We start from the raw sequence: 22,492 nt of genomic DNA, 5'->3' as shown, positions 1-22,492 counted from the left end.
CGGCGTGGTCACGGGCTCAGATGAGCACCACCACGGCCCCCTTCTTGCGACCGGTGTCCACATAGGCGTGGGCGGCCTGGATGTCCTCCAAGCGATACTGCCGGTCGATCACCGGGCGGTAGTGACCGGACGCGATCAGCGCGGCCAGGGTCTCGAGGTCGGTCTGGTTGTCGCCCGAGGTGCCGGCCACCACCTTCTGCCCACCCACCAGGGCTGAGCGCAGCATGTGCGCGATATCAGCAGGCTGCATGACCAGCGGCACATAGCGGCTCACCGGCTTCATCACCGCCCGGGCCCGGGCAAAGCTGAGCTTGCCCACGGTGTCCATGACGATGTCATAGCGCGCCGAACCCTGTGTGCAATCGGTGGCGGCATAGTCGATGACCACGTCGGCGCCCAGCGATCGCAGCAGGTCGCCATTGGCAGCGCTGGCGACCGCCGTGACCCTGGCGCCAAAATGCCTCGCCAGTTGCACCGCCGCCGTGCCCACCGCGCCCGAAGCGCCATAGATCAGGATGTCCTGGCCGGCAGCGATCCCGGCCTTGCGCAGGAAATGCAGCGCCGTCAGCCCGCCAAAGGCCACGCCCGCCGCCTGGGCAAAATCGATAGTTTCGGGCTTGAGCGCGATGGCCCCGGTTTCGGGCACGCATTTGTATTGCGCGTAGCAGCCATAGACATGCTGGCCGAACACCGCGTCGCCGACCTTGAAGCGCGTTACATCTTTGCCAATGGCATCGACGGTGCCGGCGAACTCCACGCCCAATATGGCTTTGCGCGGCTTGGAAATACCCATCACCAGCCGCGCCGGCAGCCAGAACATGCCCGGCACGTCAAAGGCGCGCAGCCGCACATCGGCGGAGGTGACTGTCGTCGCCACCATCTTGATGCGGACTTCGTCGTCCTTCGGCTCGGGCATGGGCACCTCGGCCAGTTGCAGGACATCAGGAGGGCCATAGGCCTGTTGTACAATGGCTTTCATGCTTGCCTCGTTTGTCGGACCGGCGCGGGATCGACCGCTACTCGCCCTGTGGAAACTGGAACACCTCTTCGAGCGGCGCGTTGAGCGCCCGGGCGATCTGGAAGGCCATTTCCAGGGTCGGGGAATATTTGCCCTGCTCGATGGCAATGATGGTCTGGCGCGACACGCCCACACGCTCGGCCAGCTCGGCCTGGGTCATCTCGCCTCGCGCAAAGCGCAGCGTGCGGATGGCATTGGTGATGCGCGTCACCATGGGTGGAAGCCGAAGCGATAGAGCGCGATGCGGGTGATGGTGCTGACAATGCCCGCCAGCATGAAGCAGAGGTAAATGACATTGGCGATCCAGAACGGGTGCCATTCGGCCAGCGCCATGGCCAACGCCGCCGTTGCGCCCAGCGCCACCAGGCCCTGCCCGGTATATTCGCTCAGCCGGTAGATATCGCGGTCGCGCTGATCCATCTTGCCAGTGCCGCCGGGCAGAAGCGCCAGCGCAATATGCAGCGCGATCACCGCGACCAGCGCCCCGCCAATGCTCCACAGCATGGGCGCCTGATAGGCAGCGGCCTCGAGCGGCGCCCCCGCCAGCGACCCCAGCACGGTGCTGAGATACCAGCCATAGGAGAGCAGGCTCGCCAGCAGCAGGATCCAGGCGCTTTTTTCCTGATACGGCATGGCAACACCCTATCCAATGTCAAGTTTCATTGACATTGGATGTATAGCTAGACTGACATTGAGTCAAGTCTGCTTTACATTCCAGGCCGCGCTGGCGCAGTCCATGCGAGAACAACCGGGGAACAATCGCGCGCCAAATAGGCAAGGCGCTGCCGATCCACTAAGGTCGGCCCACGCTCCAAAGGGAATCGCTGCCCATGCATCTGCTGCTCGTTGACGGCTCGGCCTATATCTTCCGCGCCTTCCATGCCCTGCCCCAGCTCAACCGCAAGTCGGACGGCCTGCCGGTCGGCTGCGTGCAGGGGTTCTGCAACATGCTGTTCAAGCTGACCGAAGACCTCAAGGGCGAGGATGCGCCCACCCATATGGCGGTGATCTTCGACCATTCCGGCAAGACCTTCCGCGACGACATCTACACTGAATACAAGGCGCAGCGCCCCCCGGCGCCGCCCGAGCTGGTGCCGCAGTTTCCCCTGACGCGCGCCGCGACGCGGGCCTTTTCCATCCCCTCCATCGAGATGAAGGGCTGGGAGGCCGATGACATCATCGCCACCTATGCGCGCATGGCGCGCGACGCCGGCGGCAAGGCCACCATTGTCTCGTCGGACAAGGATCTGATGCAGATGGTGGAGGCCGATGGCTCCATCCGCATGCTCGACACCATTCCCCGCCCCGGCCAGCCGCCGCTGCGCTGGATTGGCGTGGACGAAGTGTTCACCAAGTTCGGCGTCACGCCCGACAAGGTGGTGGAAGTCCAGGCCCTGTGCGGCGACAGCGTCGACAATGTCCCCGGCGTGCCCGGCATTGGCGTCAAGACCGCGGCCGAGCTGATCAACCAATATGGCACGGTGGAAAACCTCCTCGCGCATGCCGATGAGATCAAGCAGAACGCGCGGCGCGAAAAGCTCAAGGCCAATGCCGAGCTGGCGCTGATCTCCAAGCAATTGGTGACGCTGAGCCAGGACGTTCCGGTTGAGCTCGACCTCGACGCACTGGCCCGCCAGCCGATGGAGCCGGGCAATCTCTTCCCCTTCCTCAAGGCGATGGAATTTGCCACCATCACCAAGCGGCTCGCCGGGCTGCTCGATGCCAATCCCGATGATTTCCCGGCCGATCCCGAATTGAGTGCCAAGGGGAGCGCCACTCCGGCAGCGGTGGGCTTTGACAATGCCGCCCGCGCCGAAGCGCGCACGGCCCGTCAGGAGGCCACCGGCCGGTCCGAAGCGGCGCCCGTGGCCCATGCGGCGGCTGTCCATGCCCGCATCCGCGCCCTGCCCTTCAAGCCCGAGGCCTATGAGATCATCCGCGACGCCGAAGCGCTGCAGCGCTGGATCGACGCCGCCATGGCCACCGGCATCGTCGCCACCGACACCGAGACCACCGGGCTCGACAACCAGACGGCAGACCTGGTTGGCATTTCCTTTTCCAGCGCGCCGGGCAATGGCGCCTATCTGCCGCTCGGCCATGCCGAGGGCGAGGCCGACATCTTTGGCGGTGGCGGGCTGGCCGAGGGGCAGATGCCGATCCGCACCGCGCTCGACATGCTCAAGCCGCTCTTTGCCGACCCCTCGATCCTCAAGATCTTCCACAATGGCAAATATGACCTGGGCATCCTCACGCGCTATGGCGTCGAGGTCCGCTCGATGGACGATACGCTGCTCTTGAGCTACGCGCTCGATGGCCCGCAATACAACACCATGGGCGAGCTTGGCGAGCACTGGCTGGGCTTTGCCGGCCAGTCGATCAAGGACCTGATCGGCTCGGGCAAGAGCCAGAAGACCTTTGCCCAGGTGCCCATTGCCGATGGCGCCGCCTATGCCGCCGAAGACGCCGACATGACCATGCGCCTCTGGCATGTGCTCAAGCCTCGTCTGGTCGCCGAGAACATGACCACGCTCTACGAAACCATCGAGCGGCCGCTGGCCCCGGTGCTGGCGCGCATGGAGGCGCGGGGCGTCAATATCGACCGCGCTATTCTCTCCCGCCTGTCGGGTGAATTCGCCCAGCGCGCCGCCGCCTTTGAGGCCGAGGCCTATGAGCTGGCCGGCCAGAGCTTTAACCTCGGCTCCCCCAAGCAGCTCGGCGAAATCCTTTTTGACAAGATGGGGCTCGAAGGCGGCACCAAGACCAAGACCGGCGCCTGGTCCACCGGCGCCGATGTGCTGGAAGATCTCGCGCTCAAGGGCGTGCCCCTCGCCCGCACCATTGTTGACTGGCGCCAGCTCAACAAGCTGCGCAGCACCTATACCGATGCCCTGCCGCAATATATCAACGCCCGCACCGGGCGGGTGCACACCACCTATTCCCAGCACTCCGTGCTGACCGGGCGGCTCAGTTCAAACGATCCGAACCTCCAGAACATCCCGGTGCGCACCGAGGATGGCCGCAAGATCCGCAGCGCCTTCGTCGCCGCACCCGGCAAGATCCTGATTTCTGCCGACTATAGCCAGATCGAATTGCGCGTCCTCGCCCATATCGCCGATATCCAGGCGCTCAAGGACGCCTTCGAAGAGGGCCTCGACATTCATGCCATGACGGCGAGCGAAATGTTCGGCGTGCCCGTCGAAGGCATGCCCAGCGATGTGCGCCGCCGCGCCAAGGCGATCAATTTCGGCATCATCTATGGCATTTCCGCCTTTGGCCTCGCCAATCAGCTCGGCATCGGCCGCAGCGAGGCGGGCGACTATATCAAGACCTATTTCGAGCGCTTCCCGGGCATCAAGGACTATATGGATGAGCAGCGCCGCAAGGTGAAGGAAGACGGCCACGTCACCACCATCTTCGGCCGCCGCATCAACTTCCCCAATGCCCGCTCGCACAATCCAAGCGAACGCGCCTTCGTCGAACGCGCCTCCATCAACGCCCCCATCCAGGGCAGCGCCGCCGACATCATCCGCCGCGCCATGATCCGCATGGAACCGGCGCTGAAGAAGGCCAAGATCGACGCTGACATGCTGCTGCAGGTCCACGACGAACTCATCTTCGAAGTGCCCCTGGGCACCGAAGACAAGGCCATTCCGGTGATCAAACAGGTCATGGAAAGCGCCGCCGAACCCGCCGTGCGGCTCACCGTGCCGATCCAGGTGGATGCCCATGCCGCGGGGAATTGGGACGAGGCGCACTAGGTGGAGATCATCCTCACATTTGAGGGAAGGATTCCTGCGCAACGCAGCGACATGGGCCTCATCTGGGAGATGCGGAGTGCTTTCAGCGAACAGTTGCGGAAAGTCTGGGGCAAAGCGCCATTTGACGTCCTAAAACGCTGGGAAGATACTAATTTCTCAGCCGGTGCGCCCAAATTCATCCGTTCAACAGGCGGTCACACCTTCGTGCCGATTTACGCTCGAAGCGTTGGCGTTGGCGTGGACCTGGACATCACATTGCTGACCGGCATGCCTGACCAAAAGCCCGTGCTTTCAGCCGGAGATCTAGACAACCGCATAAAACGAATAATTGATGGGTTGCGCATACCCAAGGGGCATGGCGAACTCTTGGCCGAGCTCCCACCAGCAGGGCGCTGGTACTGCTTACTAGAAGATGACGATGCCGTATTGTCCTTGCAGGCTCGGTTGGGAGCTTATTTGGGCTCTGATGATCCTTCGGTTTCTTTCGCCGTGATCAGGGTCAGGCCACACGCGATCGCTGTGACCCAATCAAACTTAGCGATGCTGTTCTAGCGGCAGCGGTGTACCGCCCCCCGCAATGCGCCACCAACTCAGGATGGGTCCCCGCGTTCGCGGAGATGACACCTTGTACGGGGGCGGAATTGGTGACCGACCAAGGCGCGTGCGTACTGCACCGATTTGCCCGGGAGTCTCCGCTCAAACCACTGCTGTCTCCACACCCCCGGTGTCATCCCGGCCTCGAGCCGGGACCCATCCCGAGATCACCGCACAGCCGCAAGGTGGTTCTGCCCGGTACCGCCATCCGAAATTCGGCACCATCTCAGGATGGGTCCCCGCGTTCGCGGGGATGACACCGCGTGTGGGGAGAGGCACCCGAGCCCCGCTAACATCACCCCTGCCATTGCGGACCGATGATGTCCCACCACAAATCGCGCCACTCGGGGTTGCCTTGCTCGATCAGCGCAACTTTCCAGGGACGCAGCCATTTCTTGACGCGCTTCTCGCGCAGAATGGCCACGTTGATGTCCTCGTGGACCTCAAACCACACCAAATGGGTGCAGCGATGGGTCTTGGAGAAACCAGCAACCAATCCCTCGCGATGCTCCGACATGCGCCGGACGAGATCATTGGTGACGCCGGTGTAGAGCGTGCCATGTTTGCGGCTGGCGACGATGTAGACACTATAGCTGCGCTGCATGTGCGGAACCGCGGCGATTGGGTGCGTACGCAAATTAGCCGAATAGTGATTTGCCGCAATTGTCTCCCCACCCACGATGTCATCCCGGCCCTGAGCCGGGACCCATCCCGAGATCCCTCAACAGCCGCTAGTTAGATTGGACCCGGCAGAGTTCGATGATCCCAAGCGCACCACCATCCCAGGATCGGTCCCCGCTTTCGCGGGGATGACATCGCGGGTGGGGCGCTTCTCGCCCCCCTTGCGCTCGATCAACACCCACCCCCCTTGCCGCCTGCTAGTCTCTCCCTCAATCCAGCGGGAGATCCACCATGCGCAACTATTCCCTTTCGGCTCATCGTGACGACGCCAACGGCAGCACCGCCCTGGTGCGGGACGCGCGGCTGGTGCTCGATACCTCGCTGGCGGGGCGCCTTGACGCCTTCAATCCGGTGGAGCTGCTGCTGGCCAGCCTTGCCGCCTGCATGATCAAGGGGGTGGAGCGCTCGGCGCCGATGCTGAAGTTTGCCTTTCACGGCGTCAGCGTGCGCCTCACCGCCGAGCGACAGGATATGCAGCCCCGGGTGAGCCTGATCACCTATGAGCTGTTCATCGACACCGACGAGAGCGAGCATCGACTGGATCTGCTGCACACCAATGTGCGCAAATATGGCACCATCTCCAATACGCTGGCGCAGGGCACGGCGCTGATCGGCACGATAGCGCGGGCGCCCCGCGCCGACGGCTGAGCGCCCGCCGAGCCAGAATTGTCCCCGCTTCCATCGCGGCGTCTATACTGGACCCGCATGCGGCTGCCGCTGGCCGGCTGCTGGCCTCTCGACCATCGTGATTTTGCCATTCCTCGAGCCATGACACGGCCGCTGGCCTTGTGGCGTGGGCCGTTCTGGCGCGCGGAGTGGGACAGATCGGCTACGAAGTGTGCTGAAAAAGGCGAACACTGTGTCAGCGCATCGGCGCGATGTGCGGGGGAAATTTGCACAGCATGCGACGCCAGGGGCGATGTGTGGTGGCGTGGGCGGAGGCAAAATGGGGGCACGCCCCTTGCAAGGCCCTGCGGGCGTTTCTACCTTCGGCATGAGAGCGGTGCACAATGTGCCGTTGGGCGCTCTGGAGACACGCCATGGCCACGCCGGCAGCGGGATATTCCCGTACGCATATCATTCTGCACTGGGTCATCGCGGCCCTGGTGCTGTTCCAGCTGTTGGTGCATTCGGGCATGGAAAATGCCTGGATCGTGCGCATGGGCGGCACGGCCGAGGGCGCCAATCCGCTGCCCCATATCATTGTGGGCATTGCCATTTTGCTGCTGGCCATCTGGCGCGTGACGCTGCGGCTGCGCAATGGCGCGCCGGCGCATCCGCCGGGCCAGCCGGCCGCGCTGACGCTGTTGGCCAATGCCACGCATATCCTGTTTTACGTGCTGCTGTTCGCGCTGCCGCTGGGCGGCATTGCCGCCTGGTTCGGCAATATCGAAATGGCCGCCGTTGCCCATGTCTATATCCAGCTGGCCTTCCTTCCGCTGATAGGCCTGCATGTGCTGGGCGCGCTCGTGCAGCAGTTCTGGTTCCGCAATGGCGTTCTGCGCCGCATGGCCGTACCGGACCGCGCCTTGTAGGGCGCGCTAGCCCCTGCGGCTGACTGACACCAGCCGCCCGGCGCCGCCGGGCGGGATGGCCATCGTCACTATGTGGCTGGCCGCATTGGTGATTTCGGCGGAACGCTCAGCCCATTCGACCAGCACAATAGCGTCGGGATTGTCGAGCAGGCCCAGTTCATCGACCTCGCGCGGATCGCCCAGTCGATAGAGATCGACGTGCAGCACGGGCCCCTTCGGCGTGTCATAGGGCTGCACCAAGGCGAAGGTGGGCGAGGGCACGTCGAGCGCGGAGTCTGCGGCAAGAGAGCGGATGATGGCCCGGGCCAGCGCCGTCTTGCCGGCGCCCAGATCACCCTCGAGCAACACCACATCGCCAGGCGCCAGGCTGGCCGCCAGTTCGGCGCCGAAGGCGGCGGTGGCGGCGTCGTCGGGCAGCAGGCGCGGGCTCATCTATTCGGCAACGGCCGACATGGAGCTGTCGCGCGGCAGGCTGACGATAATCTTGGAGCCGCGCGGCTCGCGCTTTTCGGCCGAGATCGTGCCGCCATGCAGGTTGACGAAGGTCTTGACGATGGCCAGGCCCAGGCCCGCGCCGCGCTGGCGGCCGGTGACGCCGGGGTTGTCGAGCCGGGTGAGGATGGCCGACTTCATTTCGTCGGTCAGGCCCGGACCTTCATCCTCGATGACGAACAGCACGCGTTCGCCGCGGTGGGAAATGCTGAGGCGAATTTCCCCGCCAGGGGGCGAGAAGCGGGCTGCGTTGGACAGAAGGTTATAGAGCACCTGCACGATGCGCGTGCCATCGGCGATGAATTCGGGCAGCTCGGGGTCGATGTCGACCACCAGGTTGATTGGCTTTTCACCCGAGATTTCCGGGAAGCTGGCCGAAAGACCGGCACGGGCCTTGTCGACCAGTTGCGCCACATCGAGCGGCTCGGGGCGCAGCTCGGCAATGCCGGCATCGACCGAGGCGAGGTCCAGAATATTGTCGATCAGCACGCCCAGCGTCACCGATGAGGCGCGGATATAGTCGACATAGGCGGTCTGGCGCTCGTTGAGCGTGCCGGCCTCGGTGGCCAAGAGGTCGGCAAAACCGATGATGTTGGTCAGCGGCGAGCGCAATTCATAGGAGACGTTCTCGACAAAGGCGTCCTTGAGCACGTCGGCGGCGACGAGGGCGTCGTTGCGCTCCTTGAGCACCTTGGAATAGCTGGCGCTTTCGGTGACGTCGAGGAAGGTCATCATCGTCTGCCCGTCGGGCAAACGCGTGATCGCATAATCAAGCAGCCGCCCGTCGGAGCGGTTGATGCGGCCGGTGGTGTCCGAGCGGGTGGGATTGAGGTCGATGATGCCGCGCTTGAGATCGCGCCAGATGGCGGCGCCGTCCTCGGGAATGGCGCGGCCGCTGGCCTCGGCGATCTCGTCGATATGGGGGTTCTTGCCCAGTTCATTGGTGGGCAGCTTCCACAGCGCAGAGAGGCGTGGATTGGAAAGCGTCAAGCGCCCGTTGGTGCCGAACACGGCCACCGCTTCGCTCAGCGCATTGATGGTTTCGCGCTGCACATTGGAAAAGGCCTTGTTGGTCGATTCCAGCTTGAGCCGCTCGGTGATGTCATCGAACACATAGATCACGCCGCCGGTGGCGCCGGCGGGGGCCGAGATCACCTTGATGGTGCGGCCATCGGGCAGGTGCCAGGGCTCGTCTTCATGCGGCTTGGTGCGGCTGTAGGATTTGAGGTGGTCGTCGCGCCAGCTGTGATAGTTCACCTGGGCGGGCAGCATGCCCTCGGTGCGCAGTTTGTCGAGAATGGCGCGCTCGTCCAGCCCCAGGGTCAGGAAGCCGCGACCGAAGTTCCACAGGCTCGCATAGGCCTGGTTGAACTGCACCAGTTCGCGCTTGGCGTTGAAGATGGCAATCGGCGTGCCCAGGGTGTCGATGATGCCGCTGATATGGTCGGCCGAGTGATCCATTTCCTGGGCGGCATGGTTTTCCCGCGGGCGGAACAGGCCGGCGCGACCACCCTCGATGGGAAATTCGACCAGTTCGAACTCGCCCTTGCCCTTGAAACTGAGCGGCAGGACGGTCGGCTCGCTGACGCCGCGGCAATTGTTCAAGTGCTGCGCCAGGCGGCTGGCCTCGAGCAGCTCGGGCGGCGCCGATTGGGTGCCCGGCTTGCCCAGGCTCTTGGCCAGCGCCAGATAGGCATCATTGGCATAGATCAGCCGATCGTCGAAATCGCGCAGATAGGCCGGTTTGCTCAGCGTGGTCAGGATGGCGCGGACGCTGCCGCCATCGCCATTGGCGGCGGCGGCCACCAGTTCGGGCTCGGCGCCGGGTTGCAGGAAGGCCGGGCGCAGGCGCATGGCGGTGCCGCTGCCATGAACCCAGCCATTGGCGCGGATCAGCCGGCCATCGAGCGTGTCCAGGCTGGCCGCAAAGGCATGGCCATGCACGCGCAGATCCTCGAGCAGCCGCGCCAGCCGTTCAGCATCGGCATCGGTCAGCCAGCTTTGGAAATTGAGAATGGCCTCGGGCTGGCGCCCGATGGGGAGGATGGCGGCCGCCTGGCCCAGCAGCTTGGGCGCGCCTGTATCGGTCCACAACACGGTGACTTCGCGCGTGCCGGACAGCAGCGCCTCATATTCATCGACCAGTGCGCGCAGGCTGGCGACCTGTTCGGCCGATTTGGAGCGGTCGGCCTTGGCATCGTGCAGCACCTTGCGCACCGAGACCATCGCCAGCAGGGCGAACAGGCCCGCGCCGGCAGCAATGGCGAGGGGGGCGGCGCCGGCGAAGCTTGCCGTTGAAGTGCCTTGTGCCAGGGCGGGGACCGCCGTCAACACAGTAAGAGGGGCTGCACCGATTGTTGCGAATCCCCAATGCTTCCGGAAGTGATCCGGCGCCATGCGCTACCCTCTAGGTCAATTCTGTCGCTGCCAAGCCGGCCCCGCAAAAAGCCGACACACGTGCACTCGAGTGGGAGACGACATACGCCGGACAGATGCTGTCCCGCCGCCCCGATCTGCTGGCATGTCCCCCATGCCGCCGAATCACCCTGACCATACCGGCCCGTGGAATCGGCTAAAAGAGTCTTAATACCCGACGCAGCCGGGCAAAGGTGTCATATATGGGCTTGACCGGGAACGAAGCAGAAACGCTTCGCCGGTGCTCTGCGCAGCAGATGAAAGGCGCCAGTGGCGCCTTTCAAGCCAAGAAGGCCACGAGGGCTGCGCCCGAGTGGCACGCAGCCGATTAGCCACAGACCGCTTCCCCACACTGCCAGACAAAAGCGCCCGCGGCCAAAGCCGCGGGCGCCGGAATTCTAGACGACCGAACCGCTTAGTAGCGGTATTCGCCCGACTTGAATGGGCCGGTCTGGCTGACGCCGATATAGTCGGCCTGGGTCTTGGTCAGCTTGGTGAGCTTGGCACCCAGCTTGGCCAGGTGCAGTTCGGCGACCTTTTCGTCCAGGTGCTTGGGCAGCACATGCACCTTCTTTTCCAGGGTCTCGCCCTTGGTCCACAGCTCGATCTGCGCCAGGGTCTGGTTGGCGAAGGATGCCGACATCACAAAGCTGGGGTGGCCGGTGGCATTGCCCAGGTTCACCAGGCGCCCTTCGGACAGCAGGATCAGGCGCTTGCCATCGGGCTTTTCGATCATGTCGACCTGCGGCTTCACATTGGTCCACTTGAAGTTGCGCAGGCCCAGCACGTCGATCTCGTTGTCGAAGTGGCCAATGTTGCAGACGATGGCCATGTCCTTGAGATTGCGCATGTCATCGACCATCAGCACGTCGCGATTGCCGGTGGCGGTCACCACGATGTCGGCGCGATGGGCAGCCTCGGCCAGGGTCACGACCTCAAAGCCTTCCATGGCGGCCTGCAGGGCGCAGATGGGGTCGACTTCGGTCACCAGCACACGGGCGCCGGCGCCGCGCAGCGATTCAGCCGAGCCCTTGCCCACGTCGCCATAACCGCAGACGATGGCGACCTTGCCGGCCAGCATCACGTCGGTGCCGCGGCGGATGGCATCGACCAGCGATTCACGGGTGCCGTACTTGTTGTCGAACTTGGACTTGGTCACCGAGTCATTGACGTTGATGGCCGGGAAGGGCAGTTCGCCCTTGGCGTGCAGCTGATAGAGGCGCATCACGCCCGTGGTGGTCTCTTCGGACACACCGCGGATGGCGTCGCGGATCTTGGAGAAGAAGCCTGGGCTCTTGGCCAGGCGGCGCTTGATGGTGGCAAAGAAGATTTCTTCTTCTTCGCTACCGGGCTTGTCGAGAACCGAGATGTCCTTTTCGGCCTTGGCGCCGGTTAGCACATACATAGTTGCGTCACCGCCATCGTCCAGGATCATGTTGGGCGTGGTGCCCGGCCAGTCCATCATGCGGTCGGTGAAGTCCCAGTATTCTTCGAGCGTCTCCCCCTTGTGGGCGAACACCGGGATGCCGGCAGCGGCAATGGCTGCGGCAGCATGGTCCTGGGTCGAGAAAATATTGCAGCTCACCCAGCGCACTTCAGCGCCCAGGGCTACCAGCGTCTCGATCAGCACGGCGGTCTGGATGGTCATGTGCAGCGAGCCGGCGATACGCGCGCCCTTGAGTGGCTGCTTGGCAGCATATTCGGCACGGATGGCCATCAGGCCGGGCATTTCGATTTCAGCGATATCGAGTTCCTTGCGGCCAAAGGCAGCGAGGGAAATATCCTTGACCGCGTAATCGGTCGATTTGGTGGACATGGGCGGACTCCGGGAATTGGGGCGTTGCCGAAGCTATACGCAAGGCATGTGTCGGGATCAAGAAAGATATAAAGATAGGTTTATATCCCCTTTCACTCGGTGGGGCGATATGCCGGACGGCGACGGCGAAACGGCAGCAGCAGAATGCGCCAGATCGCCGACATCACCAGATAGCCCAGGATCAAACCGCCGCCGGCATAGAGAATGCCTTCCATGGTGGCGGGCACTGCCGGCTGATAGGATTCCAGCGTGCGACGGCCGATATCGGTATCAAGATAGGCCGGCAGCGATTTCAGCCGTTCGATGGGGTCGGCGTTGCTGATGCGCTCAAGCGTCTGGCTGAGCTGTTCATAGCGATCATAGGTGGCGGCCATGGACTGCCCGCGCCCGGCAAGGAAACTGTCCGTCGAGGCTGCGTAGCGCTCCAGCGCCTGAGTGCGATCGAGCCCCTCGGCCAGCGCCGCATTGTCAAAGTCGGTGGTGATGATGCGCAGCTCATCCACCGCGCCACCCAGGCGCTGGGTATATTGCTGGGCGTATTCGGGGAACTGGCTGAGCACCAGCGCCAGCCCGATGCCCCCGGCTCCCGCAACAAAACGACGCATGACGGCCTCCTCCTTGCCCGACGACAATGTAGGACGCGGAATGCGGTTGCGCTATGGCATGGAGGGGAACGGGGCCGGGAGACACCGGATGAAACGGACGCTCAGATAGTGTGTTCAAAGTGGCACTTGCATCTGGAGTGTGCAGACGCCTTGGGGGCAATACCAGCAGGCCAGGCTGAATATAGGTGGAAGCACCAAGCCTGGGTTGCGACGGTTGGCCCGCTCTAGAGGCCAGCTCTTTTTCTTGCCCTAACGCGGGACGTCCCAAGGACAGTTCATCGCTTCAAGGCAAAGCTCAAAGAAAAATGCCTCCCTAAAGGCCCAGGCCTTGCCCGAATATTTCAGCCACAGAATACATTCCAGCAGCAATGCTGGCATCACGCATTGAGGCTTTCCATTCAGCTTCCGCCTTTGGCGTTATGGCAAGACCCGGCCCAACCAACGAACGCCCGCAAGACCGGCCTGGGAAACAGGAACCCCCTACACTGCGCTCAAGCAATGCTCGACCGCACCGCAGCCGGCTAACCACTTGGGTGCAAACAAAAGAGACTGCGGCACCCTTCCGCCCCTGCCCTGCCGACAGGCGCCGCTGCCAGGAAGACTTGGGAAGTGGCACATTGAAATCTATTGGTGGCAACCGTTTAGGTGATAACTTCAGGAATACTTCCTGTCCGAAGTAACCACGCCGGTAACATTTCATGAACCATCTTGAACGCTTTGTGAACGCATAGTTTACTGCCCCGCAGTCGGATCGAGGGCCGGCGAGGGGGAACATCGACAAATGGCCGTGATCAATCAGAGCCAGATCGACAGTCTGCGCCTGGGTATCGACAGTGCGTTCAACGCGATCGAGCAAGCGCTGCGTGTGCAGGTCTTTGCCGAGAAATTGCCCCTCATCGGCGACGAACTATCATCGGCTTTCGACAGCGCAGAGACTGCCCTGCATCATATCCAGGCGATCAAGCAGACGCTGTTCACGACACTGTCCACGTTCAACAATGCCGCCGACTATGCCGAGACGCTGGTCGAGCAGGCGATCAATAATGCGCTGGCGCAGTATGGTCTGGGCAACCTCGGCACGATCGTTGATGCCGTGGTGTCGGGCGGCAATGTTCAGCTGAACTTCAGTTCCGACAAGACCTATACCTACACCCAGGCTCTCGAATCCGACCTCGGCCTTGGCGCGCTCAACGTTCATACTGACGGCTCGGCGACAGCAAGCATCCACTATGCCTTCGATCTTGGTGTAGGCGTTGATGCCAATGGCTTCTATGTGGACACGTCTGCGGCCGACGAACTGTCGATCGATCTGTCGGTCAGTGGGGCCAATCTGAGCGCTGGAGCCGACGTGGGCTTCCTGAGCTTCAACGCGACCGACCAGGGCTCCACCCTGACGGCCAATCTCGACATCAATCTCAAGGACGGCGACAATCGCCTCCGCATTGCCGAACTCGGCAACGACCTGCTGGACGCTTCGGTTCAGGGCGCTGCGGATATCAACATCCATTTGACCGGCGACATGGGGAGTGCCGCCTACCCGTCCATGAGCGCCGACCTCAATGTCGACTGGGCCTTCGGCGCCGGCACCGTGGTCAATCCCGGCGATGACAATTCCAGCTTCGGCAGCCGACCGACCATCGCCTTCAACAATGTCGAGTACGACCTCGGCAGCTTCCTCAATGATTTCGTCCTGCCTGTCCTGGATCAGCTTGAGCCGATCCTGCGCCCGCTCGACATGGCCCTGTCCGTGCTGACATCCGACATCAAGATGCTCAAGCTCATCCCGGGCTGGAGCGCCATTTTCGACAAGACCGGCGCCGTGGTGAACGGCCAGGACGTGCCCGACGGCAAGATCACGCTGCTCGATTTCCTGAAGATGGGCGATCAGGACATGGATCTGGCGGCGGTCATCACTGCCATGGAGATCATCGACGAGGTCGTGGACTGGGTGGACTTTTTGACCCTGACCCCGCTGACCTCGGTCAACTACGGCATTGGCGGGTTCGAAATCACCGAGGACATTCGCAACGCCGCCACTGTCCTGGCCAATGCCACGCCGCATGTGACAGCGGCTGCCGGCAACCTGCTGGATGCCATCGCCGACCTCGATGACGGCCAGACCGATGTATCCGGCAGTTCCATCCTGACGGCCATGGTGGGAAGCACGCATTTCGCGCTGCCCATTCTGGAAAACCCGCTCAGCGCCTTCGGCCTGCTCCTGGGCAAGAATGTCGACCTCTTCACGCTGCAATTGCCGCATGTGGAGCTGGGTATTTCGGATGTCGAACTGGCATCAGTGCCGATCCTGCCGGCGCTGGACGTCAAGCTCTTCGGCTCGCTCGGGATCGCGTTCGACCTTGCCATGGGCTTTGACACACGCGGTCTCGCGCAGTTCGCCGCAACTGGCTTCAGCAATTACGGCACCATCGTCAATGGTTTCTACCTCAACGACTTCGGTCTGGACGGGAACGAACGCCCGGAGATCACCTTCGAGGTGTCGCTCGACCTGATCGTGGCGCTCGATGCCTGGATCGCCGAAGTGGGCGGCGGTGGCGGCATCACGGGCGAGATTTTCTTCGACCTGGCTGATCAGCTCTGGACCCAGGGCGCCGCTCCGGGCCGCATCTATCTTGACACCATGGCGCAGGCACTTGCCGACAATCCCTTCGGCATCTTTGAGACCTCCGGCCGTATCACCGCGGGCCTGACGGCCTATGCCAAGGCATTTGGCATCGAAGTCTGGCGCATCAATTCTCCACGCGCCACGCTTGGCTCGTTCTCGTTCTCGGACAATCCGAGTACAGGTGGCGACGGCGAGACGCCCCCGCCCCCGCCGGGTCTCGGCGACATGTCCGGATCGACCCTGCTGCTCAACATCGGCACGCGGGCCGGCGAGCGCGACATCACCGACAAGGTGGACGACGGCGAGAGCTTTGAGGTCACCGGCGGCAGCGGCGTCACGGTCAATGCCTTTGGCCGCACCCAGAGCTTTGCCGGCGTTACCCTGATCCAGGCCGATGGTGGGGCCGGAAACGACGATATCGTCATTGCCGAGGACCTGGCCATTGCCAGCGAACTGCGTGGCGGTGCCGGCGACGACACGCTGCTGGGCGGCGCGGCGACGGACACGCTCTACGGCGACGCCGGCCGCGACTTCCTTGAGGGCGCCGGCGGGGTGGACCACCTCTATGGCGGCACCGAGGACGACATCCTCGTGGGGGGCGCGGGCGCGGACGTGCTGGACGGCGGCGACGGCCGCGACATTGCATCGTACTACGCGTCGGCGTCGGGGGTGACGATCAATCTGGCGACAGGCGTCAACACGGGTGGCGACGCCCAGGGCGACACCCTGACCGACATCGAAGTGGTCGAGGGCAGCAGCCACAATGACCATCTCACCGGCGGCACCGCGAGCGATAGCCTGGTTGGCCTGGGCGGCGATGACGAGCTTTATGGTGGCGACAACAATGACGTGCTCGCCGGCAACGACGGCAACGACATTCTCGATGGCGGGCTCGGTCAGGATGTGCTGATCGGCGGCAAGGGCGACGACACTTATCATGTCGACGACGCCGGCGACGAAGTGCAGGAGAACCGGCTCAACGAAATCGGCTCCGGCGAAGATGGCGGGCATGACCATGTCATTGCTTCGCTCGACTGGTCCCTCGATACGCCCGACCAGCAGGTGATCGAGGATCTGACGCTGGTCGGCTCTGCCCTGGCAGGCACGGGCAACGCCCTCGCAAACACCATCAACGGCAACGCCAGCGGAAATACGCTGCATGGGCTTGCGGGCGAGGACAGGCTCTATGGCCACGCCGGCAATGACACGCTCTATGGCGACGACGATGCGGACTTGCTGGACGGCGGCGACGATGATGACACGTTGTACGGCGATGCCGGCATGGATGAGCTCATCGGTGGCGGCGGCAACGACACGCTCGATGGCGGCGCTGACAATGACACCATGACGGGCGGCATCGGCGACGACATCTACTATGTCGACGCCTTTCCCGACATCATCCACGAATGGGACGATGAAGGCCTGGACACCGTCCGCGCCCGCAACAACTACGCGCTGGGAGTCGGCGTATCGGTCGAACTGCTGGAGACCGCCAATAGTAGCGGCACACAGGCCATCGAACTCGAAGGCAACGAGAAATCCCAGATCATTCGCGGCAATGACGGCAACAATATCCTGGACGGCCGCGCTGGCGCCGATGCCCTGATCGGCGGCGGCGGCATCGACACCGTAACCTATCGCAATTCTGGTGCCGGAGTGACCATCAACCTCAACCTCGCTAGCCAGTTTGGCGGCGAAGCGGAGGGGGATACCTATGACTCGATCGAGATCGTCGAGGGCTCAAGCCACTCCGATACCCTCCATGGCACCGCGACCGCCAACCACCTTCGCGGCATCGGCGGACAGGATTACCTTTACGGCTACGCCGGCGACGACACGCTGGTCGGCGGCAGCGGCAATGACTTTCTCTATGGCGGAGAAGGCAATGACACCATGGTCGGCGGCCAGGGCGACGACACCTATTACGTGGACTCCCTGCTCGATGTTGTCGACGACAGCAGCGATGATGGCGATGGCACCGATATCATCTACGCATCGCTGAGCTACTCCATCGCTGGCAATTCCAGCATTGAGAACCTGACCATCACCGGCTCGGCGACCCACGCCACCGGCAATTCTGGAAGCAACACCATTGTCGGCAACGGCCTCGACAATGTCATCGACGGCCGCGAGGGCGCCGACCATATGGCCGGCGGCCAGGGTGACGACACCTATTATGTCGACAACCAGAGCGACACCGTCGAGGAACTCGCGGACGAGGGCATCGACACCATCTATGCCACCACCCAGACGATGGCGTTTGCGACCCAGCAGATCCCTGATCCGCTGATCGACTACACGCTCAACACCTGGGGTGCGCAGGTCGAGAATTTCATCGTCACCGACAACGCCTGGCGCATCAACATCACCGGCAATGCGCTGGACAATGTCATCGTCGGCAACACGCGGTCCAACGTCATCTATGGGCTGGCCGGGAATGATGACCTTTGGGCGGGCGCTGCAGGCGCCGACACGCTGAATGGCGGCGGTGACGACGATACCGGCCATTTCCATCTGGGTTACACGCCAGGCACCTACGATGTCCAGGACACCTTCAATGGCGGCGATGGCATCGACACGCTGGACATGGACTGGACCAATACCGTCCATGGGATCCGCTATGTCGGTTCGGGCGCGAGTGGCTATTACGAGACGTTTGTGCCCAGCGTCGGTAGTTACACCTATATGGTCTTTTCCGACACCGAGAGGTTCAAGCTCACTGGCGGATCGGGCGACGACGATTTGTGGGGTGGCGACTACGAGGACGTGCTCAAGGGCAATGCAGGCAATGACCGGCTGATGGGTGGTGCCGGCAAGGGCACCTATCACGGCGGCGCGGGCGTCGACATGGTGACGGCTGTCATCGCATCGGCACAGGGGCTCGACTTCGTTCTGCGGCTGGCCGACACCCAGGCCGGCGAGGTGGTGGTCAATGCCGGCACGGCCATCGAGACGCGCTGGGAGGGCATCGAAGTTGCGCGCCTCACCACCGGCGCCGGTAACGATACGCTGGACGCACGTGGTCTGCCCCTCAACACCGATACGGGCATGCGCGGCTATGGTTTTGATCTGTTCGATGCCGGTGCGGGCAACGACACGTTTGCCGTCGACATCAACTCGCTCGGCAGCCATCTGTTCCAGGGCGGCGATGGCATCGACACGCTGATCATGGATTGGAGCGGCACCAGCCAGAACATCACGTTCGTCGGCGCCGCGACGCCCTATTACTCGGTCTTCTGGGCGCCGGGCGGATATTACCAGTCCGTCTCCTATTCCAGCGTCGAACGCTTCGAGTTGACTGGCGGTTCGGCCGATGACGACCTCTACGGCAGCGACCTCGATGACATCCTCATCGGCAATGCCGGCAATGACCGCCTGGTTGGCGGCACGGGCAAGGGCAGCTATCTGGGCGGCGCCGGCGTTGACCTGGCATCGGCGACGATCGCCTCGGCCGCGGGCCTGAACTTCACGCTACGGCTGGCCGATACGCAGGCCGGCACCGTCACCGTCAATGCGGGAACGGCCATCGAGACGCACTGGCAGGGCATCGAAGTCGCGCGCCTCGTGCTTGGTGCCGGCAATGACACGCTCGACGTGCGTGGCTTGGGTGCGGTCTATACGGATACGCGGTCCTTCGGATCGCACCTGTTCGATGCCGGCGCAGGCGATGACACGTTCGCCGTCGACTACGACGCTTTCGGCAGCCACCTCTTCAAGGGTGGCGATGGTGTCGATACCCTGGTCATGGACTGGAGCAAGGCGAACGCCGACGTCACCTTCAATGCCGCGGGCAGCTATTACAGCGTCTTCTATCCAACCTATGGCAGTTATGGCTATGTCAGTTTCACCGATACCGAGCGGTTCCAGCTCACCGGTGGCAGTGGCAATGACCTCCTGGTCGGCGGGGCGCTGGACGACACGCTGATCGGCGGTGCCGGCTCCGACCGGATTGAGGGCGGCACGGGCAAGGGGGTCTATGACGGCGGCGACGGGCTCGACGTCGTGTTTGCCACCGACCTCTCGGCGGTGGGGCAGAATTTCAGGCTCAATCTCGCAGCAGCCCAGACCACCGCGCAGATCACCAATGCCGGCAAGTCCCGTGAAGTCAGCTGGAAGGGCGTCGAAGTCCTCCAGGTCACTCTGGGCGCCGGTGACGACGAAATCGATGCGCAGGGCATTGTCGGCAATATGCGCATTCGCGGTGTTTCCGGCCACACTATCGATGGCGGCGCCGGCAACGACACCTTCAAGATCGACCTGGGGTCCACTGGCTCCCACATGTTTGCCGGTGGTGACGGCATCGATACGCTGGTGATGAACTGGAGCGCCGCGACAGAATCCATCAGCTACTACGGCACATATTATTCGGTCTATGTGGCAGCCGAAGGCACCTATACGACCATGGCCTTCTCCGGCATCGAGCAATACCGGCTCACCGGTGGCGCGGGCAATGACCGCCTGGTCGGCGGCGCCAGCTACGACGAATTGCGCGGCGGCGGCGGTGTCGATTTGCTGGAACTGGGCGCGGGCCGCGGCCTCGCCGATGGCAGCTCCGGGCTTGATCTGGTGCGCGCCAGCGACCTGTCGGCCGCCGGCGAGGATTTCGTCCTCAGCCTGGCCGAAGCCCAGTCGATCGCCCGGATCACCAATGCCGGCACCGGCCGGCAGGTCACCTGGCGGGCCGTCGAAGTGCTCGATATCACCCTGGGCGCCGGCAACGACACCGTGGATACGCGCGGCGTCGGCGGCAATATGCGCATCCATGGCGTAGGCGGCCACACCATTCGCGCCGGAGACGGCAATGACAGCTTTGCGGTCGATCTGGGCGCGACGGGCGATCATGTCTTCCAGGGCGATGGCGGCACCGACACGCTGATCATGGACTGGAGCACGGCCAATTTCGCAATCGGTTACAGCGGTGGTGTGCCGGGCAGCGGCAGCTACAACACCTTCATTTCCAGCGAGGGCACCTACACGTCTGTCTCGTTCAGCAGTGTCGAGAAGTTTGTCCTGACAGGCGGCAATGGTGATGACCGGTTGTTCGGCGGTGCACTCTATGACGAGTTGCGCGGCGGCAATGGCACCGACCGCCTTGATGGTGGCGCCGGAGGCGGCATTTACGACGGCGGCGCGGGCACCGACCTGGTGCTCGCCACCGATCTTTCTGCCGTTGGGCAGAATTTCATCCTCGACCTGTCCGATGCGCAGGTCGCTGCCCAGCTGACCAATGCCGGAACGGACCGGGAGGTCAGCTGGAAGAGTGTCGAGGTCCTGCAGATCACGACGGGGGCCGGCGACGACACGCTGGATGCCCGTGGCATCGCGGCCAATCTGCGCATCCACGGCGTCGGCGGCCATCGCTTCGATGCCGGCGACGGCAACGACCGCTTTGCGATCGATATCGGTTCAACTGGCGCCCATCAGTTCATTGGCGGCGCCGGGGTCGACACCCTGGTGCTCGATTGGAGCGGTGCGCAGCACGACATCTATGGTGGCGGCGGTGTGACAGATGGCGGGTTCGAGACCTTCGTCAGTGCGGAGGGTTCCTACACCTCTGTGAGCTATAGCGGCGTCGAACGCTTCGAGATCTCCGGCAATGGCCAGGCGAATACGTTCACCGGCCTGGCGCTCGACGATATCCTGCGCGGCAATGGCGGCAATGATACGCTCCGCGGCGGGGCCGGTGCGGACAAGCTCTATGGTGGCGCCGACAACGACACGCTGATTGGTGGCGCAGGCAATGATCTGCTCGACGGGGGCGATGGCTTGGATACGGCCGTCTTCTCGGGTGCGTTCTCTGACTACCTGATCGACTATCGTTCTCGGACCATCACCGATCTGCGCGGCAGTAGTCCGGACGGAGCGGATACGTTCGACACATCGCTCGAGCGGCTGCAGTTTACCGATCGCCTGGTTGACCTCACCTCCTATCGTCCCGATGTCACCACCGACATGAACGGCAATCTGATTGCCGACGTGGTTGCCGTCAGCAATACCGGCGCGCTCACCTTCCGCGATGGCTGGGGCAACACGGCGCCGCAGTCCGCCGGAACCCTTGGCGCCAATACCGTGCTGGGGGTCGGCGACTTCAATGGCGATGGCAGCGACAGCGTCTTGTACCGCACTGCCAGCGGCTCGACCTATTATCGCAGTGCCGATGGTACGACGACCAGTGTGGGCAATCTCGCCGGCCAGTCGGTCGTTGCCATCGGTGACTTCAATGGCGACGGCACCGACGACATCCTGCTCAGAAAGGACGCGAGTGGCTGGTTTGCCTTCCTCAACAGCGGCTCGACCTATTCCGGCATGGGCTACCGCAACGGACAGACCCTGATTGCCACCGGCGACTTCAACGGCGACGGCAAAGAGGACATGCTGTTCGAGAGCGACACCTCCGGCTGGCTCTCCTATGCCCGCGGCGGCGATCTGGCCAATATCAATGTCGGCTTCCGACCAGGGCAGGACCTGATGGCGATCGGCGACTTCAACGGCGACGGCCGAGACGACGCCTTGTTCCGCAGCACCACCTCTGGGTGGATGTCCTATGCCAGGGACGGAAATGGTGCGAACGTCAACTATGGCTATCGCACGGGCCAGGAGTTGCTGGGTGCCGGCGATTTTGACGGCGACGGTGCGATGGATCTGCTGTTCAAAAGGACAACCGGCGGTTGGCTGTCCTACATGCAGGGTGACACAGGCATCAACGTCAATATTGGATTTGCGACCGGCAAGACGCTGGCTGGCATCGATGATTTTGATGGTGATGGAAAGGCCGACATCCTGTTCATCAACGACGCCACGCACCAGGCCAGCTTCATGAGCGCAGCATCGTCATCCGCGGTGGTCGTCTTGGGCGACTTCAGCGGCCAGACGGTCCTCTCCGATCTCGGCATCGGCCTCGGCGACGACATGCTGATCGCCTAGCCAACCGACACCAGGACGCGAGGATCCTTGC

The 22,492-nt window shown here is 63.1% G+C and carries 13 protein-coding genes; 5 read left to right on the top strand and 8 right to left on the bottom strand.

Annotated elements, in window-relative coordinates:
- Window positions 1–16: 16 nt before the first annotated feature.
- Genes K1177_RS16885 through K1177_RS16875 form a run of 3 tightly spaced genes read right to left on the bottom strand, consistent with a single transcriptional unit; the run spans window position 17 to window position 1,651 of the window.
- The gene (locus K1177_RS16885) at window positions 17–979 is read right to left on the bottom strand and encodes an NAD(P)-dependent alcohol dehydrogenase (protein WP_224705104.1); all 963 of its coding nucleotides are present in this window, start codon (window positions 977–979) and stop codon (window positions 17–19) included.
- Between the two features lie 37 nt (window positions 980–1,016).
- Window positions 1,017–1,232, bottom strand: a complete 216-nt coding sequence (locus K1177_RS16880) for a helix-turn-helix transcriptional regulator (RefSeq protein ID WP_224705102.1) — start codon at window positions 1,230–1,232, stop codon at window positions 1,017–1,019.
- Window positions 1,226–1,651: a hypothetical protein gene (locus K1177_RS16875; protein WP_224705101.1), complete on the bottom strand. Its 426-nt coding sequence runs from the start codon at window positions 1,649–1,651 to the stop codon at window positions 1,226–1,228. The genes K1177_RS16880 and K1177_RS16875 overlap by 7 nt, the downstream gene beginning before the upstream one ends.
- A gap of 197 nt (window positions 1,652–1,848) precedes the next feature.
- On the opposite strand from K1177_RS16875, the gene polA reads away from it, so the two are divergent.
- Both polA and K1177_RS16865 read left to right on the top strand, forming a co-directional pair.
- The gene (polA, locus tag K1177_RS16870) at window positions 1,849–4,776 is read left to right on the top strand and encodes a DNA polymerase I (protein WP_224705099.1); all 2,928 of its coding nucleotides are present in this window, start codon (window positions 1,849–1,851) and stop codon (window positions 4,774–4,776) included.
- Complete coding sequence (locus tag K1177_RS16865; RefSeq protein ID WP_224705097.1) at window positions 4,777–5,328, top strand: hypothetical protein; 552 nt, start codon at window positions 4,777–4,779, stop codon at window positions 5,326–5,328. It begins immediately after the preceding gene.
- Between the two features lie 337 nt (window positions 5,329–5,665).
- Here K1177_RS16865 and K1177_RS16860 read toward each other — a convergent pair whose 3' ends face one another.
- Complete coding sequence (locus K1177_RS16860; protein ID WP_224705095.1) at window positions 5,666–5,974, bottom strand: GIY-YIG nuclease family protein; 309 nt, start codon at window positions 5,972–5,974, stop codon at window positions 5,666–5,668.
- 308 nt (window positions 5,975–6,282) lie between these two features.
- Here K1177_RS16860 and K1177_RS16855 point away from each other — a divergent pair, with 308 nt between their 5' ends.
- Together K1177_RS16855 and K1177_RS16850 are read left to right on the top strand one after the other, a co-directional pair.
- A complete protein-coding gene (locus K1177_RS16855) occupies window positions 6,283–6,699 on the top strand; it encodes an OsmC family protein (protein ID WP_224705094.1) in 417 nt (138 codons plus the stop codon).
- 392 nt (window positions 6,700–7,091) lie between these two features.
- Window positions 7,092–7,586 (top strand): cytochrome b, encoded by a 495-nt coding sequence (locus tag K1177_RS16850; protein ID WP_224705093.1) that lies wholly within the window; start codon window positions 7,092–7,094, stop codon window positions 7,584–7,586.
- 6 nt (window positions 7,587–7,592) lie between these two features.
- Here the strand turns inward: K1177_RS16850 and tsaE are convergent, their stop codons facing one another.
- The 4 genes from tsaE to K1177_RS16830 form a co-directional block, all read right to left on the bottom strand.
- The gene (tsaE, locus tag K1177_RS16845; protein ID WP_224705092.1) at window positions 7,593–8,018 is read right to left on the bottom strand and encodes a tRNA (adenosine(37)-N6)-threonylcarbamoyltransferase complex ATPase subunit type 1 TsaE; all 426 of its coding nucleotides are present in this window, start codon (window positions 8,016–8,018) and stop codon (window positions 7,593–7,595) included.
- Window positions 8,019–10,412 (bottom strand): sensor histidine kinase, encoded by a 2,394-nt coding sequence (locus tag K1177_RS16840; RefSeq protein WP_224705091.1) that lies wholly within the window; start codon window positions 10,410–10,412, stop codon window positions 8,019–8,021.
- Window positions 10,413–10,908: 496 nt separating this feature from the next.
- Window positions 10,909–12,309 (bottom strand): adenosylhomocysteinase, encoded by a 1,401-nt coding sequence (gene ahcY / locus K1177_RS16835; protein ID WP_224705090.1) that lies wholly within the window; start codon window positions 12,307–12,309, stop codon window positions 10,909–10,911.
- A 92-nt stretch (window positions 12,310–12,401) separates the two neighbouring features.
- Complete coding sequence (locus tag K1177_RS16830) at window positions 12,402–12,914, bottom strand: DUF2937 family protein (protein ID WP_224705089.1); 513 nt, start codon at window positions 12,912–12,914, stop codon at window positions 12,402–12,404.
- Between the two features lie 781 nt (window positions 12,915–13,695).
- Between K1177_RS16830 and K1177_RS16825 the strand changes: the two genes are divergently transcribed.
- A complete protein-coding gene (locus K1177_RS16825) occupies window positions 13,696–22,461 on the top strand; it encodes a hypothetical protein (protein ID WP_224705087.1) in 8,766 nt (2,921 codons plus the stop codon).
- The last annotated feature ends 31 nt before the right edge of the window (window positions 22,462–22,492 follow it).

The organism is Devosia aquimaris, from assembly GCF_020169335.1.
GTDB lineage: Bacteria > Pseudomonadota > Alphaproteobacteria > Rhizobiales > Devosiaceae > Devosia > Devosia aquimaris.
The sequence above is the reverse complement of the archived record's forward strand: the minus strand, read 5'-3'. Positions and strand labels throughout refer to the sequence as shown.

Excerpts from the sequence above, each read along its gene's own strand:
- K1177_RS16885 (WP_224705104.1), bottom strand. The coding sequence starts at position 979 with ATGAAAGCCATTGTACAACAGGCCTATGGCCCTCCTGATGTCCTGCAA.
- K1177_RS16880 (WP_224705102.1), bottom strand. The coding sequence starts at position 1,232 with ATGGTGACGCGCATCACCAATGCCATCCGCACGCTGCGCTTTGCGCGA.
- K1177_RS16875 (WP_224705101.1), bottom strand. The coding sequence starts at position 1,651 with ATGCCGTATCAGGAAAAAAGCGCCTGGATCCTGCTGCTGGCGAGCCTG.
- polA (WP_224705099.1), top strand. The coding sequence starts at position 1,849 with ATGCATCTGCTGCTCGTTGACGGCTCGGCCTATATCTTCCGCGCCTTC.
- K1177_RS16860 (WP_224705095.1), bottom strand. The coding sequence starts at position 5,974 with ATGCAGCGCAGCTATAGTGTCTACATCGTCGCCAGCCGCAAACATGGC.
- K1177_RS16855 (WP_224705094.1), top strand. The coding sequence starts at position 6,283 with ATGCGCAACTATTCCCTTTCGGCTCATCGTGACGACGCCAACGGCAGC.
- K1177_RS16850 (WP_224705093.1), top strand. The coding sequence starts at position 7,092 with ATGGCCACGCCGGCAGCGGGATATTCCCGTACGCATATCATTCTGCAC.
- tsaE (WP_224705092.1), bottom strand. The coding sequence starts at position 8,018 with ATGAGCCCGCGCCTGCTGCCCGACGACGCCGCCACCGCCGCCTTCGGC.
- ahcY (WP_224705090.1), bottom strand. The coding sequence starts at position 12,309 with ATGTCCACCAAATCGACCGATTACGCGGTCAAGGATATTTCCCTCGCT.
- K1177_RS16830 (WP_224705089.1), bottom strand. The coding sequence starts at position 12,914 with ATGCGTCGTTTTGTTGCGGGAGCCGGGGGCATCGGGCTGGCGCTGGTG.
- K1177_RS16825 (WP_224705087.1), top strand. The coding sequence starts at position 13,696 with ATGGCCGTGATCAATCAGAGCCAGATCGACAGTCTGCGCCTGGGTATC.